The organism is Pseudomonas lactis (assembly GCF_001439845.1).
Lineage (GTDB): Bacteria > Pseudomonadota > Gammaproteobacteria > Pseudomonadales > Pseudomonadaceae > Aquipseudomonas > Aquipseudomonas lactis.
Window position 1 is genome coordinate 136,895 of the sequence record NZ_JYLO01000004.1, and the last position, 16,219, is coordinate 153,113.

Below are 16,219 nucleotides of genomic sequence, written 5' to 3' on the forward strand. Positions count from 1 at the left end.
CCCGTCGTTATGGATCACCAGCCGCCCAAGCCGCGCAAGAGCCAGCATGCCCAGATCGTTCAGGACTTGGGCATGCACATCGTTTCCGGTCGCTTCAAGCCCGAGGAACGGTTGCCCATGGAAGCCACGCTGTGCGAGGAATACCAGGTCAGCCGCTCGGTATTGCGCGAAGCCACGCGAGTGCTCAGCGCCAAGGGCCTGGTGTATTCCAAGCCACGGGTGGGCGCGGTGGTGCGGCCACGCTTGAAATGGCACCTGCTCGACCCGGACGTGCTGTCCTGGTTGATGCAGTCCACGCCCCACAGCGAGTTCTTCAACACCCTGGCCGGGGTGCGCCGCATCCTCGAACCGGAAATCGCCGCCATGGCCGCGACCACCGCCACCGATGAAGACATCGCCACCATCGAACACGCCTACCAGGGCATGGAAACCGCCAAGACCCACGAGGAACTGTTGCAGGCCGACCTGGACTTCCACCGCGCGATTGCCGACGCCACCCGCAACGACCTGCTCGCCTATATGTGCAACATGCTCTCGTTGCCGTTGCGCGAGTCGATCAACATCACCAACCGCCGCCCGGACATTCAGGGCCTGAGTCTGCCGCGGCACAAGGCGATCCTCACGGCGATCCAGAACCGCGATGCCCTGGGCGCACGGCATGCGTCGCTGGTGCAACTGGATGACACCCGGGTGGCGCTGGACACGGTGATGAATGTGTTGACGCCGTTGTGAGCCCGCGTCATTCCTGACTGTTATTGTTGGCTCTGGGGCAGGTGTTATCGCCCTCTTTTTTCAGCGCCAGGACGGCCTGGCGCTCGGACAGCAAGTGAGTGATGGCGCCGCCGATCGCCGCGGAAATCAATGCCAAGGCCTCTTTAGGCAGATTGATCGCCGCCCAGGTCAACCCGCCGATCAGCAGAATGACAAACAGGATATTGAACCGTGACACCCCGAGTTTTATCGAGCGGACGATATCGGACGTGTCCTGCATTTTTTCGAAGCGTTTTAGGTCTTCGAACTTGCGCACCGATTCCAGGGTTTCCAGGTAATGGGTTTCGGCCCGCTTGAGTTTCTTGATGACATCGGCTTCGAGCATGACCTCCTCTATCTCGATCCTGACCAGGCTGATATTGGCGCCTGGGCGGCCAAGAATTTCCGAACTCAGCGAACTTTCGGCCAGCTCGGCCAGCAGATAGGTATAGGAGGTTTCGCTGATCTCCTTGGCATATTTTTGCAAAGCTGATGTGTAGCACTTGGTGGCATATCGGGTGAACAGACGCTCGGCATCGTTAGTCTTTTTGATCAGTTCTTCAACTTCGTCGATCAGTTCCCGTTCCATTTTTAATATCCCTATTAAGCGTGGCTTCGAAAAGCAATGAGCGCCGACCGCTGCGCTGGCACGTTAGGGGCAAACATCCCTCGATCAAGGGCCAGTGTCTACTGTCAAACCTGACAGGTGAATAGGAGGCAGGGCCCCTTGCTCCCGTGACGGCCTACGGTCAGCGCCTATCTACCTGGCGCTCCCAAGATCCAAATGTGGGAGCTGGCTTGCCTGCGAAGGCGGCCTGACAGTCAACACAGTTGGACCGTGTACATATCCATTCCTGCGGTAACGGCCACTAAGGGTTCCGCCCTGACGGCGGCTCACTTTTGAAAAGCCGGAATGCCGGCCCAGACAAAAGTAAGCAAAACGCTCTTGCCCCACCACTCGGCACCTCGCCTAGGCTCGGTGTGCCCGTAATCCGCCAGTGATTTGGGGGGCCGCCGCCACGCGCCATCCATGGCGCGGGGCGGCTAAACCGGCATCCCTGCCGGTTTACCCCCCAAATCACTGTCGAATTCCGGCCAGCGTGGTTTGACGGGGCGCTTAAGATCAAGATCAAAAGCAGATCAAGAGCGACTCGCTTCGCATCGTGGTTACCGTCCGCTGCTACAGTCCACTAAGTTGTGTAGATACCTATGGTCATCGCAGGCAAGCCAGCTTCCACATATCGACGCTGTTCATCACAGGGTGTAGGCGATGCCCACCTGCACAGTGCGCGGTGCTCCGGGGTAGGCGTAGATATTGCCGAACGCGCCTTCTTCATACTCGCGGTTGAACAGGTTTTTCACATCCAGGTTCAAGCGCACATGCTCATTGACCTTGTAGTAGCCGAGCAAGTCGACCACGGTATAAGCGTCCATGGAGAATGCCGTGTTAGCAGTCTGGCCGGCGCGCTGGTCGACGTACTTGCCGCCGACGCCCAGGCCCAGGCCTTTGAGCGCGCCGTCCTGGAACTCGTAGACGTTAAGCAGGCTGAAGCTGTTGCGCGGGATGTTCATCAAGCGTGTGCCGGAGCGCAACGTGTTATCACGGGTAACTTCCGCATCTACGTAAGCGTAGCCGCCGATCACGCGCCATTCGGGCGTGAGGTTGCCTGCCACATTGAGGTCGAAGCCCCGACTGCGCACCTGGCCAGCCGCGACACTGAAGGTATTGTCCACGGGATCAGTGGTCAGCACGTTCTTCTTCTCGATCTGATAGATCGCCGCATCAACGCTCAACTGCCGATCCAGCGCCTCCCACTTGATGCCCATCTCGTAAGACTTGCCCTTCTCCGGCGCAAAACCACCGCCTTCGCGGCTGGCGCCAGTGTTGGGCTTGAACGAACGCGCAGCATCGGCATAGACCGCGACGGTGTCGGTGAGGTCGTAGATCACACCCACGCGTGGGGTGACGGCGTTGTCGGCGGCCTGCCAGCTTTTACCTACATAGTTCTGGTAATCATGCTCGAAACGCTCGAATCGGGCACCGGCCAGCACTTTCAGACGTTCAGTGAGAGCAACCTGGTCCTGTACAAAAGCGGCGTAGGTCTTGAGGTTTTCTTTGTCGTGGGTCGGCGTACGGGTCAGTGCCGGACGGGGTTGACCGTACACCGGGTCAAAGATGTCAATTGGATAGGTGCCCGCTGCGGCGCTGGAACGCTGGATAATTGACTTGTAGTCGTAGTCCTCGTACTCGATACCGGTGAGCAAAGTGTGATCGAAGCCGCCAGTGGAGAAGTGCCCGGTCAAGTTGAGCTGGTAGTCCTTGTCGGTCCATTCCAACTTGCGGTAGTTGAAGTTGCGTTGCAGGGTGCGGCCGTCAGTGCCTAGGCTGCCCGGCCCGTTGGCTTCGATGGCATTGCCTTTCAAACTGCCGTCCAACCACTGGAAACCGCCGCCCAGGGTCCAGTTGTCGCTCAGTGCATGCTCGAAACGCAACTGCGCCATGTTGTTGTCGTTGTGCAGCTTGCCAGCGTCCTTGTCGCCCCAGAAAGTGTCACGGGATGGCGTGCCGCGCTGGTTGGGGAAGCGCGTCAGGCCACGGTCCAGCGGGTGGTTGTTGCGCATGAAATCGCCTTCGAAGGTCACCTTGGTGTCATCGGTGGCCTGCCAGGTGATCACCGGCGTCACGCCGTAGCGTTCCGTCTCGACGTGATCGCGGAAGGTGTCGCCGCCCTCGCCCACCACGTTCAGGCGATAGGCCAGGCGGCCTTCTTCATCCAGCGGGCCGGAGGCATCCAGGGTGCCGCGCTTCATGCCCTGGTCATTGAGCTGGCTGCCCAGGGTGACGGTACGTTCAGCCAGCGGCTGCTTGGATACCACGTTGAAGGTACCGCCTGGATCGCCACGGCCGTAGAGCATGGTCGCGGGGCCGCGCAGCACTTCCAGACGCTCGATGGTGTTGGCGTCCGGCATGTTCGGATAACCGCGGTTGATCGGGAAACCGTTGCGGTAGAACTCACCGGTGGTGAAGCCGCGCACGGTAAAGGTGGTCAGGCCCTGGCCGCCAAAATTGTTGGCACGGCCCACCCCGCCCGCGTAATCGAGGGCATCCTGCAGGCGCGTTGCACCGAGGTCTTCGACCACGTCCTTGGACACTACGCTGATGGACTGTGGAGTTTCATGAATGGCGGTGTCGGTGCGCGTCGCACTGGCTGAGCGTGTGGCGTGGTAGCCCTGCACGGGGCCTTGGGCCGACTCAAGGTCCGCAGTGGCGGTGACATTGGTCGCTTGCAGCTCAATACTGGCATTCTCGGCAGGCACCTGCTCTGCCCACGCGAAGGGGGAAAACGCCTGGAGCACACAGATGGAAATCAGGGTACGACGCATGGGTGTGGAACCTAGTGAATGAGCCAGATGGGACGGCAAACCTGCCAAGAATTCGCCGCGCATCATATATCACGGCATTCTCGTTTGATATCGGTTCTCATTCGTTATTTTTCGCCGCGCAGGTCGGGAAAAACAACAGGCGAAAAAAAGCCACTCAATCGAGTGGCTCATGCAACGCGCAGGCGTACCTCAGCGATAGCGTTCCAGCCAATGCGCGTAAGGCGCCGGCAAGGTCCAGGAGGACTTGTCTACGCCCAGCTCCTTGGCGGCAAAGTAGGCCCAATGCGGGTCGGCCAAATGTGCGCGACCTACCGAAACCAGGTCCAGGTGCCCGGCCTGCAACGCGCCTTGTGCCAGTTGCGGCGTGCCGAAGCCCCAGGCCGAGGTCACCGGAATAGCGGCTTCACGGCGTACACGCTCAGCAATCGGGCCCATGAAGGCCGGGCCCCAAGGAATGTTGGTGTCAGGAATGGTAAAGCCGACGCTGACGCTCAGCAGGTCCAGGCCACCGTCCTTGAAACGGCGGGCCAGTTCAATGGACTCGGTGAGGGTCTGCTCATCACGGCCGTCGTATTCGATCACACCGAACCGAGCGGTGAGCGGCAGGTTTTCTGGCCAGACTTCACGCACCGCAGCCAGGGTTTCGAGGAGGAAGCGGCTGCGGTTGTCGAAGCTGCCACCATAGGCATCGGTACGCTGGTTGGAATGCTCGGAGAAAAAGCTCTGGCCCAGGTAGCCATGGGCGAAGTGCAGCTCGATCCATTCAAAGCCGGCATCGCGAGCGCGGCGGGCCGCGTCGACGAAGTCCTGCTGCACGCGGGCAATGTCTTGCAGGGTCATGGCACGCGGTACGTTGGGTAGGTTGGCACCGAACGCGATGGCAGAGGGGGCGATGGTTTCCCAGCTACGGGCATCAGAGGCCGGGATGTGGTCATCACCTTCCCAGGGGCGATTGGCACTGGCTTTGCGGCCGGCGTGGGCGATCTGGATACCCGGCACCGAACCTGCGGCCTTGATGGCCTTGACCATGGGCACGAATGCCTGGGCGTGCGCGTCGCTCCAGATCCCGGCGCAGCCTGGGGTGATGCGTCCTTCAGGGGCGACCGCGGTAGCCTCGACCACCAGCAGACCGGCGCCACCACGGGCCATGCCGGCCAGGTGGACGTGGTGCCAGTCGTTGACCATGCCGTCGTCGGCCATGTATTGGCACATCGGTGGGATAGCAATGCGATTGCGCAAGGTCACATCTTTGAGTTTGAACGGTTCGAACAAAGCCGACATTGAGAACTCCAGGAAGGGGTGGGTGATTCGATAGTTCGATGGTAATCGAACTATGGTATTGAACGCTACCCCCCTGTTATGATCCGCCCCATGCGAGCCTTCAAACACCCTACCCCCCAAGAATTGACGCTTGAGCGTGTGCTGTACGCCTTGAGCGACCCCGTGCGCCTGGACATCGTGCGCTACCTGGCCAACGTGCCAGAGGCCACCTGTGGCGAACTCGACGGGGGGCGGCCCAAATCCAGCATGTCCCATCACTTCCGGGTATTGCGCGATGCCGGCCTGGTGCACACGCGCAATGTGGGCACCACCCATATGAACTCGTTGCGCCGTGACGAGCTGGAAAGCCGCTTCCCTGGGTTGCTGGCGAGCGTTCTGTCACAGCACTAGACGGCACGCGTCAGGACAAGACCGCCTGTAGCAATGCGCCGTCCAGGTGCACACAGTCCTTGCCATTGCGCTTGGCGCCGTACAGGTTCTTGTCCGCCATCTTGAGTACGGCCGACAACTCGTCGCCTGGCGAAAAACGCGCCATCCCCGCACTGCAGGTGTAATGGTGGGGCGCAGGCACGCTGCTGCGGATCGCCTGCAACAAGTCCAGGGCATAATCACAGGCCACCTCCACATCGTCGCCCTGCAATAACACGCCGAACTCTTCCCCGCCGATCCGCCCAAAGCTGTGGCTGCCCTTGGCGTTTTTCAGGCACAGGGCCATGGCGCGCAGGATTTTGTCCCCGACGTCGTGGCCATACAGGTCGTTTTTTTCTTTGAAACTGTCGATATCCAACATGATGAAGTAGCCGCCCTGCTCCCCGGCCAGCAACTTCTCGAAGCTCTGCATAAAGGCGCGCCGGTTGAGAATGGAGGTCAGGTAGTCGGTCTCGGCCAAGGCGCGAAACTCGCTTTCCACCAGCAATACCGAACGCAGGTTCTTCAAGTAGGAGTAACTCAAGATAAACCCGATGGACACCGACGCCGCGCAGAACAGCAGCAAATACACCTCGGTGCCGGCGTATATATCCGCCTGCATGGGCGGCCACAGGATCAGCCAGATCAATAGCGCATCGGCCAGATAATCCTGGACACTGATAAACAAGATCGCACTGCCCACCACCAGGGTCACGGCCAACGGCAAGCCGTAGATACGCAAATCTTCGTTCAAATGAATCAGATAGGCGAAGCCGACGGACAACAACACCATATAGATGACCCCCAGCACTCGCCAGAGCAGAAAGTTCGCGGTGGTGGCATGTACCCGGCAAACAATCAGCAGGCCGACCGTGACGGCCAACATATAAAGGTCCAACTTCAGGGCCGGCGGAATCAGGAGCATGCCGACCCAGGCAATAATCCCTACCCATTCGGCTTGGGCCACCGCAGGTGACAACAAACTGCGCATTCTGGGCCGCAACTTCAAGTTAGCAGGCATCCTTAGGCTCCCATCTCAATAGCATGCAGGCCCATCGCAAATGAAAAGGCCATGAACCGCTTTACCAGGCTGGCAAAGGGTGGCAGAACTTCCAGACGGGTTTTGGAGTGGGCTTTGAAATAACCCTTTTCAACCCCCTCCTGCACCATACGGATAATGTGGGTCTTGGACACGGAAAGTTGCTTGGCCAAGGCCAGGTAGGAAGACGACCGGAAGGTGGCGCGGTCATTCTCTGGGGCAAAGGCGTCGTTGTAGATCGCCAGCATCAACAGATGGCCGGCGTCGCGCTTGACCAGCCAATAACATTCGGGCAGCAAGACATCCACCGTCAGTTCGGCCGCGAGGATCATGGCAAAACCCTTGAAGTAGAGCGCCAGGAACTCGCGGTCATCCAGGTCGCGCATCTGCCGGAACACTTCCCTCTCGGGATAGAGCAGCGCCAACGACTCAGTGAGGGCGGTGAGCATCAGCCGCGCTTCGCGGCAGGCTTCATCCGAGGGTGCATACACCCTGAAGCGACTGTCTTCGGGGTGCGGCGCAACCTCCATGAAGCCCAGGGCCTGGAACAGCAAAAAGATCGATTCCAGGCTGTTTTTCGAACAATACTTGCGCGTTACGCACAAGGCTTTAACTTCTGCCAACAACGGCAGCGGTGTGGAAAAGTATTGGCTCAATAATGCAAACGACACCATCAAGCGGCTGTATTTAAGGGCACTCTTGTAGAAAAACGGTCGTCTCGAATAGGGCACGAGCAGCACGTGGTAATGCGCTCTCATGCACGATTCAAAATCCTTATGACGTTCGAGCGCTTGCGCGGTATTACACATAGCCAACTTCAACGAACTGACACGCATGAAAGAGCCCTGATCATCCAACTTGATGCCACTGATCTCAGCTACGAAATCCCTGCAGCCCGGCTCCAAAACAAATCACTTCAATAATCCTGCCATTAATGGCTTTTCGCCTCGAACGCAATGTACAGCGATTGCCGGACAAGACGTCATCAGTACCAAAGTTGTTCCACAGTCAAATGCCCGTGGCACACAGTTGCGTGCAACCTTTGGTTACATTCCCTCCGCCTGGCGGTTAGAGGACTAATCGATTCAGCACGCTGCGAACCTTCCCCTCTCAGCGACGTCGTAACAGGGAATTGTTGCCAACCGCCCGCCGCGAGGTTCTCGTTTGAAAGCTGCCCTACTGAAGAAATACCGCCTGATCATCAAGACCATGGGCTATGTGGGCTGGGCGTTGTTCTGGCTGTTGTTGTGGGATGTGGCAGTGACGGTGGACTTCATGCTGTTTCTCACCGCCAAGATCAATTTGCCGCTGATGCCCCTGACCTTGCTCGGCTCGGCCCTGGTGGTGCTGATCAGTTTTCGCAACAGCAGCGCCTACAACCGCTGGTGGGAAGCACGCACGCTGTGGGGCGCGATGGTCAACAACTCGCGCAGTTTTGCCCGGCAAGTGTTGACCCTGCTCGATGACGCACCCGGTGAGGTGAACCCGGTGAAGTCGACGCTGTTGCGCCGTCACGTGGCTTACGTCAATTGCCTGGCTGCGCACCTCAAGGGCCAGCCGTGCCCGGAGGAAGTGCGAGCTTTTATCCCCGCAGAAGAATTTGCCCGCAACGGCGCCACCAATAACTTCGCCAATGACATCCTCACCGGCTCGGCCTCGTTGCTGGCGCGCGAATACCAGGCCGGGCGCCTGGACAGCATTCGCCTGGCGCGGTTGGAGTCGACCCTGGTGGACCTCTCTAACGCCCAGGGCGGCATGGAGCGGATTGCCAACACGCCACTGCCCTACCCTTACGTGTATTTCCCACGGCTGTTCATTTCGCTGTTCTGCCTGATCGTGCCGGTGGGCCTGGTGGAATCCCTTGGCTGGTTCACGCCGCTGGCCTCCACCGTTGTGGGCTTCATGCTGCTGGCCATCGAACGCATCGGCACCGACCTGCAAAGCCCGTTCAATTCCAGCGAACACCAGATCCAGATGGAAAGCATCTGCGAGACCATCGAGAAGAACTTGCAGTCGATGCGCCGCGATGCCCTGGTCGGTGACCCGATCGCCTGATTACCCTTGCTCAAGTGCCAATACCCTCGGCCGATATACCGAGGGTACGCATGGCCTCGCCTCTCACAAAAACGCCTGCGACACGCAGCACTAATTTTTCTCCCCTTGCCAAAACTATAAATACCCGCGGGTGAAGTCATGAATATCAAGCAGAAGCTGACATGGGCGTTTGCGGCCATCGCGTGCGTGCCGGTCATCCTGGTCGCCATTATCGTGGTGCTGAATCTGCGCGAGGGTGCGCTGGCCAACTTCCTCGACAGCAGCGGCCGCGAAATCCGCCAGATCGACAATGGCATGCAGCAGTTTTTCGACGGCATCAGCCAGAATGTCGACTTCGTCGCCAAGGACCCGCGCGTGATCGCGGCCAAGAACCTCAAAAGCTATGCCGGTGCCGATGCCGCGCAAATCCCGCTGACGCCGACCAATACAGAACTGCTGGCGATTTTCGATCAGTTCGCCAAAAGCCACCCCAGCACCGCCTACCTGTCCCTGGGCCTGAGCGATGGCGGCTACGCCAGTTGGCCGGACGACGCCAAACTGACCCAATATGACCCGCGCACCCGCCCCTGGTACCAGGCCGCCATCGCAGCGCCAGGCAAGACCGTGCGCACAGGCGCCTATTACTGGGCCCCGGACGATGTGGTGCTGATCGGCACCGTACGCACCGTCGCGAATGCCACGGGCAATATCCTTGGAGTAGTCGGCCTGGACGTGTCGCTCAAGCAACTCACCGAGCTGGTGCGCACCATCAAGCTGGGCGACAGCGGCTACCTGATGCTGGTGGAAGCCGACGGCAATGTGCTGGTGGACCCCAGCGATGCCACGCACAACTTCAAGCCCCTGGCGGGCCTGGGCGCGAACTACGCCGAACTGGCCAAGCACGGCGATGGCGTGACCGAGGTGAGCATCGACGGTGTGGCCTACATGGCTAACGTGGTCAGTTCCAAAGACCTGGGCTGGCGCTTTATCGGCCTGATCAAGCGTGACGAAGTGATGGCCGGTGCCACCCGCCTGACGTGGTTGATCGCGGCGATTGCCGCCGTACTGGCCGTGGTGTTCGCCATCGTCGGCGCCAGTTTTGCCCGTGTGATCGTGCGCCCGATTCGCGGCGTGGCCGACGGCCTGCAGGAAATCGCCGAAGGTGAAGGCGACCTCACGCGCCAGCTCAAGGTGCAAGGCAAGGACGAAACCGCGAGCCTCGCCGGCTGGTTCAACCAGTTCCTGAGCATGATCGCGCAACTGGTGCAGCGCATCGGCAACGCCTCCTCAGACCTGCAAACCGCCGCCGCCGACACCAGCGCCGTGGCCAACAATATGAACCAGGCCGCCGGCCGCCAGCGCGAAGCCGTGGAACTGGTGAGCACCGCGTTCAACGAGATGGTCGCCACCGCCAACGAAGTCGCGCGTTCATGCAGCGCCGCCGCCACGAGTGCCGATGAGGGCTATCGCGACGTGCACACCGGCCAGCAGCACATCGGCGAAGCCACCGGCAGCGTGCTCAAGCTCAGCGAAGACCTGCAAAAATCCACACAGACCATGCAGTTGCTTGAGCAAGACAGCCAGAACATCAACACCATCCTCGACACCATCCGTTCGATTGCCGAACAGACCAACCTGCTGGCGCTCAACGCCGCAATCGAAGCCGCCCGCGCTGGCGACCAGGGCCGCGGCTTTGCGGTAGTGGCCGATGAAGTGCGTGCGCTGGCGCGTCGCACCGCCGACTCCACCGGCGAAATCGACAGCCTGCTGGGCAACCTCGCCCGCCGCACTCAGGAAGTCACCCAGCAGATGCAAGGCAGCTTGCTGGTGTCCAACACCAGCGTTGCGCGCATCCAGCAGGCCCGCGATAGCTTCGACAAGATCCGTGGTTCGGTGGACTCGATTCGCGACCAGAACACCCAGATCGCCACCGCCGCGGAAGAGCAGCATCAGGTGGCCGAAGAGATCAACCGGCATATCGCCCAAATTCACGCCGACGCGCAGTTGGTGGAAGGCTTTGCGCATTCGGCGCAGACCGGGTCAGGGCGGCTGACGGATATTTCCGGCCAGCTCAATGGGCTGGTGGGGCGTTTCAAGTTCTGATGCCTTAACAGGCAGCGCTGGACCGTGGCGAGGGAGCTTGCTCCCGCTGGACTGCGTAGCAGGCCCAGTCTTTTGGGGCCGCTTCGCGCCCCAGCGGGAGCAAGCTCCCTCGCCACAGGGTAGCAGCGGCCCCGCCCCATCATCGCAGTACCTGCAACAGTCTATTGCAGGACTCAAATGTACTAACCGGTTACTTATCTTGCTAAAATCGCGTCTTTGCCCTCTCTCACTCGAGTCCATTCGACATGAAACGAGCATCGCGCGCCGCTGGCGTCTCTAGATTCTTACTCCTGGGCCTGGGCGTCGTCATCGCCCTGCTCGGCCTTGCGCTTGCCGTCGGCGGCGCCAAACTGGTGAGCCTGGGAGGTTCCTGGTACTTCCTGCTCGGCGGCGTGGTCATGGCCATTTCCGGGCTGCTGATTGCCCGCTGCAAGCCTGCCGGCGCCTGGTTGTTCGCCGCGTTTCTGCTGGCTACCGCCGTGTGGGCAGTGGCCGACGTGGGCCTGGAATACTGGCCGCTGTTCTCGCGACTGTTCATGTTTGCGGTGATCGGCGTGGTGGTCGCGCTGGTGTATCCGTTGCTGGCCGGCAAACCGGCGCGGGGTGCCTATGGCGTCGCCGCCGTGTTGGCGCTGGGCGTGGCGGTGGCAGCGGGCAATATGTTTGTCGCGCACCCAAGCGTTGCACCCACCGGTGCAGGCCCGGGCGTTACCCCGGTGGCTGCGGCCGATGCGCAGAAAGATTGGGCCCACTACGGTAATACTGAAGGTGGCAGCCGTTTCGCCGCGCTGGACCAGATCAACCGCGACAACATCGACAAGCTCAAAGTCGCCTGGACCTACCACACCGGCGACGTGGCCATCAGCGACGGCAACGGTGCCGAAGACCAGCTGACGCCCCTGCAGGTCGGCAACAAAGTGTTTATCTGCACCCCGCACAACAACCTGATCGCGTTGGATGCCGACACCGGCAAAGAACTGTGGAAGAACGAAGTCAACGCCAAGTCGGCAGTGTGGCAGCGTTGCCGGGGCATGGCGTATTTCGACGCCAGCGCACCGATTGCCCAGCCGACCCAGCCCAACAGCTCGCCGATCCTGACCGCCAGCGTGCCTGTCGGTGCGCAGTGCCAGCGTCGCCTTTTGACCAACACCATTGATGCACGCCTGATCGCCGTGGACGCCGACACCGGCAAGTTCTGCGAAGACTTCGGCACCCATGGCCAGGTAGACCTCAAAGCTGGCCTGGGCAATGTACCGGACAGCTACTACCAACTGTCCTCGGCGCCGCTGATGGCCGGCACCACCGTCGTAGTCGGCGGTCGCGTGGCAGACAACGTGCAGACCGATATGCCCGGTGGCGTGATCCGTGGCTTTGACGTGATCACCGGCCAAATGCGCTGGGCGTTCGACCCAGGCAACCCTGAAGACAAGCAGGCCCCGACGGGCGACGCCACCTACGTGCGCAGCACCCCGAACAGCTGGGCGCCGATGTCTTACGACCCGCTGATGAACACGGTCTTCCTGCCGATGGGCAGCTCCTCCACCGATATCTACGGCGTGGAACGCACCCAGCTCAACCACAAATACGGCGCTTCGGTGCTGGCACTCGACGCCTCCACCGGTGCCGAGAAGTGGGTCTACCAGACAGTCCACAACGACCTGTGGGACTTCGACCTGCCGATGCAGCCAAGCCTGATCGACTTTACACCGCCAGGCAGCGACAAGGCCGTACCGGCCGTGGTCATCGGCACCAAGGCCGGGCAGATCTATGTGCTCGACCGCGCCACCGGCAAGCCGCTGACGGACGTGCAGGAAGTGCCGGTCAAAGCCGCGAACATTCCCAACGAGCCGTATTCCCTGACCCAGCCGAAATCCGTGGGCATGCCGCAGATCGGCGCGCAAACCCTGACCGAATCGGACATGTGGGGCGCCACGCCGTATGACCAGTTGCTGTGCCGCATCGACTTCAAGGGCATGCGCTACGACGGCCTGTACACGGCACCGGGCACCGATAAATCCCTGAGCTTCCCGGGTTCCCTGGGCGGCATGAACTGGGGCAGCATCTCCACCGACCCGGTGCACGGTTTTATCTTCGTCAATGACATGCGCCTGGGCCTGTGGATCCAGATGGTGCCGTCGCAGAACAAGGCCCAGGCCTCTTCCGGTGGTGAAGCGCTGAACACCGGTATGGGCGCCGTGCCGCTCAAGGGCACGCCGTATGCGGTGAACAAAAACCGCTTCCTGTCGGTGGCCGGCATTCCGTGCCAGGCGCCGCCATTCGGCACCTTGACCGCCATCGACATGAAGACGCAAAAGGTCGCCTGGCAAGTCCCGGTGGGCACCGTTGAAGACACCGGCCCCCTGGGTATTCGTATGCACCTGCCGATCAAGGTTGGCCTGCCGACCCTGGGCGGTACGCTGTCCACCCAAGGCGGCCTGATCTTTATCGCTGGCACCCAGGACTTCTACCTGCGCGCCTTCAACAGCGGCAATGGCGATGAAATCTGGAAAGCCCGCCTGCCCGTCGGCAGCCAGGGCGGGCCGATGACCTACGTGTCGCCCAAAACCGGCAAGCAATACATCGTCGTCACCGCCGGCGGCGCACGCCAGTCCACCGACCGCGGCGACTACGTGATCGCCTACGCCCTGCCGTAACCACCCTCTGTGCGCGCGGTGCCCAGGCACCGCGCTTTGTGTTTGGAAAGATCCCCCATGACCCCTACTCCTCATACCGCCTGGCGCCTGGCGCTGGGCCTGGCCTTTGCGGCCGCCCTGCCTGTTCAAGCCGACGACACCACCCTGACCGGCGACTGGGGCGGCCTGCGCCGCGAACTCGACGCGCAAGGTGTGCGCTTTACCGGTGACTACAGCGGCGAGACCGCCTACAACGCCCACGGCGGCCAACATCGTTCGGCGCGCTATTCGCAAAATATCAAGCTCGGCGTGCAATTCGACCTGGGCAAGCTCTACGGTTTCACCAACGGCGACCGCATCCAGCTGACCATCAACGACCGACGCGGCAACAGCGCCTCCGAGGACCTGGTGGGCAACCGCCTGCCGATCCAGGAAAACTACGGCGGCCTCTACACGCGCCTCACCGAGCTGAGTTACGAGCGCACCCTGTTCACGCCAGCGCTGAACGTCAAGCTCGGCTATATGGCCATGGGCAATGACCTCGGCGGCTTGGACAGCGGCATCCTGTGCAACTTCATGAACGCCGGGTTCTGCGGGCATCCGCTGAACATGTCCGGCGGCAGTGGCTGGGCCAACTACCCGAATGCGCACCTCGGTGCCCGGGTGAAATACGACTTTTCGCCCAACTGGCAACTGCGCGTGGCGGCATTCAATGTCGACCCGTCCAGCAACGGCAACGCCAGCCGTGCCTGGCACCTGGGGCCCAAGCACACCGCCGGCACCGTGGTGCCCATCGAGCTGATCTACAAGTACGCGGGCGCACTGCCCGGTGAATACAAGCTCGGTTATTACTACGACAGTTCCGATGTAAAACGCATTGGCAGTAACAAGGACGTCAGCGGGCGTGGCGGTCACTACCTCTTGATCGACCAGGCTGTGTGGGCCTCCCAGTCATCCCAAGGCCGTAGGTTGCATGCCTTCGGCCAGTACTCCGCCGCCAGCCAAGCGGCCTCGCCGTTCACCAAGTGGTATGGCGCGGGCGTGGTGCTGTACAAGCCGTTCGAAGGTCGCCCGCGCGATACCGTCGCCCTGGGCTATGGCCGCGCGGTGCCAAACCCGCGCAGCCGTGATGTACAGGAGCTGGCAGCGTTCAACGCCGGCACGGCCTACCCCGACCTGGACACCGCCGAACAGTTGATCGAACTCAGTTATGGCTACCAGGCCACGCCTTGGCTGACCTTACGCCCGGATGTGCAATACATCATCGAGCCGGGGGCGTTTTCCGGGGAGAGCATCGACAATGCGCTGGTGCTGGGTTTGCAGGTCAAAGCGGTGTTCTAGCTCGCGCCCTGCTGATACTGACGCGGCGTACAGCCAAATTCGCGGCGAAACACCGTATGCAGGTACTGCGCAGAGGTGAAGCCGCAACGTGCGGCAATGTCGGCAATCGCAAGGCTGTGGTTTTCCAGGCCCTTGGCAGCGGCAGCGAGTTTGAAGCGCAAAATCTCATCATGCACGCTGCAGCCTCGGGCCTTGCGAAAATGCGCTTCCAGGGACGAGCGTGAAACGCCGACATAAGCGGCGACCTGATCGGTCTTGATACCCTGGCAGGCGTACTGGCGGATAAACAACAAGGCCTGCATCACGTAAGGGTTGCCCAGGGGTTGATGCAGGCTGGAGGCCTGCACGTTGATGGCGTCCGGCGGCACCAGCACCTGCGTGCCCGTGCAGGGTTTGCCGTGCAGCATCTGATGCAACAGCGCCGCAGCGGTGCGGCCCATGGTCTCCGTGCCCTGGATCACCGAGCTGAGCGGCACCCGCGTGAGGGTGCGGGTCAGCGGGTCGTTGTCGATGCCGATCAACGCCACCTCCTCAGGCACCGCAATGCCCGCCGTCAGGCAGGCTTGCAGCAATTGCCGGGCGCGGGCATCGGTCACCGCGATAATGCCGATAGGCTTGGGCAGGCTGTGCAGCCAGGCAATCTGCTGCTCCACCGCGCTGTCCCACAACGGCGCACTGGTGCCCAGTCCGCGATACACCTCCACCTGCAAGCCATCGCGCTGCATCAAGCGGCGAAAAGCTTTCTCACGCTCCTGAGCCCACCGATTGGCCTGGGCTTCGGGCAGGCTGAAACAGGCAAACCGCGTCAACCCCGCCTCCACCAGATGCTCGTAGGCCAGCTTCATCAGGGCATGGTTATCGGTGGCCACATAGGGAATGCCCTTGGGGTACTTGCTGACGTCCTCATAAGAGCCCCCCACCGCCACCACCGGTAGCCGACTGCCGGCCAGCGCCTCGCCAATCAGCGGGTCATCGAAGTCAGCAATGATGCCATCGCCCTGCCAACGCTCGATACCGCGCAGGCGGCAGAGGAAGTCTTCTTCCAAGAACAGATCCCAGGACGCACGGGTGCTACTCAGGTAATTGCCAATGCCGGCGATGATGCCGCGGTCGTAGATTTTGCTGCCGTTGAACAGCAAGGCGATGCGGTGAACGGGCGGTAGGGTTTTCATTGTTTTTGTCCTGGGGCCGGTCGGTGCAGATGAGTACGCAGAGGTTTGACTGATCAGGATAGCGGGCCTCGGAT

At 61.1% G+C, this 16,219-nt stretch carries 11 protein-coding genes and 2 pseudogenes; 7 read left to right on the forward strand and 6 right to left on the reverse strand.

Features of this window, described 5'->3' with window-relative positions:
• The first annotated feature begins 9 nt into the window (after nt 1–9).
• A complete protein-coding gene (locus TX24_RS07655) occupies nt 10–732 on the forward strand; it encodes a FadR/GntR family transcriptional regulator (RefSeq protein ID WP_003190551.1) in 723 nt (240 codons plus the stop codon).
• Nucleotides 733–739: 7 nt separating this feature from the next.
• Here TX24_RS07655 and TX24_RS07660 read toward each other — a convergent pair whose 3' ends face one another.
• The 3 genes from TX24_RS07660 to TX24_RS07670 all read right to left on the reverse strand — a co-directional run bounded on the left by TX24_RS07660 (nt 740) and on the right by TX24_RS07670 (nt 5,415).
• On the reverse strand, nt 740–1,339 hold the full coding sequence (locus TX24_RS07660) for a hypothetical protein (RefSeq protein ID WP_003190550.1): 600 nt from the start codon (nt 1,337–1,339) through the stop codon (nt 740–742).
• 665 nt (nt 1,340–2,004) lie between these two features.
• Nucleotides 2,005–4,134, reverse strand: a complete 2,130-nt coding sequence (locus tag TX24_RS07665) for a TonB-dependent siderophore receptor (protein WP_057710181.1) — start codon at nt 4,132–4,134, stop codon at nt 2,005–2,007.
• 189 nt (nt 4,135–4,323) lie between these two features.
• Complete coding sequence (locus TX24_RS07670) at nt 4,324–5,415, reverse strand: NADH:flavin oxidoreductase/NADH oxidase (RefSeq protein WP_057710059.1); 1,092 nt, start codon at nt 5,413–5,415, stop codon at nt 4,324–4,326.
• A 90-nt stretch (nt 5,416–5,505) separates the two neighbouring features.
• Here TX24_RS07670 and TX24_RS07675 point away from each other — a divergent pair, with 90 nt between their 5' ends.
• On the forward strand, nt 5,506–5,805 hold the full coding sequence (locus TX24_RS07675) for an ArsR/SmtB family transcription factor (protein WP_003190545.1): 300 nt from the start codon (nt 5,506–5,508) through the stop codon (nt 5,803–5,805).
• Between the two features lie 10 nt (nt 5,806–5,815).
• On the opposite strand, the gene TX24_RS07680 is transcribed toward TX24_RS07675, so the two are convergent.
• A complete protein-coding gene (locus TX24_RS07680) occupies nt 5,816–6,844 on the reverse strand; it encodes a GGDEF domain-containing protein (RefSeq protein ID WP_057710060.1) in 1,029 nt (342 codons plus the stop codon).
• A gap of 2 nt (nt 6,845–6,846) precedes the next feature.
• Nucleotides 6,847–7,698, reverse strand: a complete 852-nt coding sequence (locus TX24_RS07685; protein WP_003190543.1) for a hypothetical protein — start codon at nt 7,696–7,698, stop codon at nt 6,847–6,849.
• Between the two features lie 328 nt (nt 7,699–8,026).
• Between TX24_RS07685 and TX24_RS07690 the strand changes: the two genes are divergently transcribed.
• The 5 genes and pseudogenes from TX24_RS07690 (at nt 8,027) to TX24_RS07705 (ending at nt 14,973) form a co-directional block, all read left to right on the forward strand.
• On the forward strand, nt 8,027–8,917 hold the full coding sequence (locus TX24_RS07690) for a bestrophin family protein (protein WP_003190542.1): 891 nt from the start codon (nt 8,027–8,029) through the stop codon (nt 8,915–8,917).
• A 138-nt stretch (nt 8,918–9,055) separates the two neighbouring features.
• Nucleotides 9,056–10,135: pseudogene (locus tag TX24_RS32880) on the forward strand (HAMP domain-containing protein); the annotation flags it as partial.
• A 327-nt stretch (nt 10,136–10,462) separates the two neighbouring features.
• Nucleotides 10,463–10,999: pseudogene (locus tag TX24_RS32885) on the forward strand (methyl-accepting chemotaxis protein); the annotation flags it as partial.
• A gap of 245 nt (nt 11,000–11,244) precedes the next feature.
• Complete coding sequence (locus TX24_RS07700) at nt 11,245–13,653, forward strand: glucose/quinate/shikimate family membrane-bound PQQ-dependent dehydrogenase (RefSeq protein WP_057710061.1); 2,409 nt, start codon at nt 11,245–11,247, stop codon at nt 13,651–13,653.
• A 57-nt stretch (nt 13,654–13,710) separates the two neighbouring features.
• Nucleotides 13,711–14,973, forward strand: coding sequence for a carbohydrate porin (locus tag TX24_RS07705; RefSeq protein ID WP_057710062.1), 1,263 nt, complete (start codon nt 13,711–13,713; stop codon nt 14,971–14,973).
• Here the strand turns inward: TX24_RS07705 and TX24_RS07710 are convergent.
• Nucleotides 14,970–16,145 carry a XylR family transcriptional regulator gene (locus TX24_RS07710; RefSeq protein ID WP_003190535.1) on the reverse strand — a complete coding sequence of 392 codons (1,176 nt, stop codon included), beginning with the start codon at nt 16,143–16,145 and terminating at the stop codon, nt 14,970–14,972. The genes TX24_RS07705 and TX24_RS07710 overlap by 4 nt on opposite strands.
• Nucleotides 16,146–16,219: the final 74 nt, after the last annotated feature.

What these genes read in the sequence shown, in the direction of transcription:
- TX24_RS07655 (WP_003190551.1), top strand. Translation starts at nt 10, where the DNA reads ATGGATCACCAGCCGCCCAAGCCGCGCAAGAGCCAGCATGCCCAGATC.
- TX24_RS07705 (WP_057710062.1), top strand. Translation starts at nt 13,711, where the DNA reads ATGACCCCTACTCCTCATACCGCCTGGCGCCTGGCGCTGGGCCTGGCC.
- TX24_RS07670 (WP_057710059.1), bottom strand. Translation starts at nt 5,415, where the DNA reads ATGTCGGCTTTGTTCGAACCGTTCAAACTCAAAGATGTGACCTTGCGC.
- TX24_RS07660 (WP_003190550.1), bottom strand. Translation starts at nt 1,339, where the DNA reads ATGGAACGGGAACTGATCGACGAAGTTGAAGAACTGATCAAAAAGACT.
- TX24_RS07700 (WP_057710061.1), top strand. Translation starts at nt 11,245, where the DNA reads ATGAAACGAGCATCGCGCGCCGCTGGCGTCTCTAGATTCTTACTCCTG.
- TX24_RS07665 (WP_057710181.1), bottom strand. Translation starts at nt 4,134, where the DNA reads ATGCGTCGTACCCTGATTTCCATCTGTGTGCTCCAGGCGTTTTCCCCC.
- TX24_RS07680 (WP_057710060.1), bottom strand. Translation starts at nt 6,844, where the DNA reads ATGCCTGCTAACTTGAAGTTGCGGCCCAGAATGCGCAGTTTGTTGTCA.
- TX24_RS07710 (WP_003190535.1), bottom strand. Translation starts at nt 16,145, where the DNA reads ATGAAAACCCTACCGCCCGTTCACCGCATCGCCTTGCTGTTCAACGGC.
- TX24_RS07675 (WP_003190545.1), top strand. Translation starts at nt 5,506, where the DNA reads ATGCGAGCCTTCAAACACCCTACCCCCCAAGAATTGACGCTTGAGCGT.
- TX24_RS07685 (WP_003190543.1), bottom strand. Translation starts at nt 7,698, where the DNA reads ATGCGTGTCAGTTCGTTGAAGTTGGCTATGTGTAATACCGCGCAAGCG.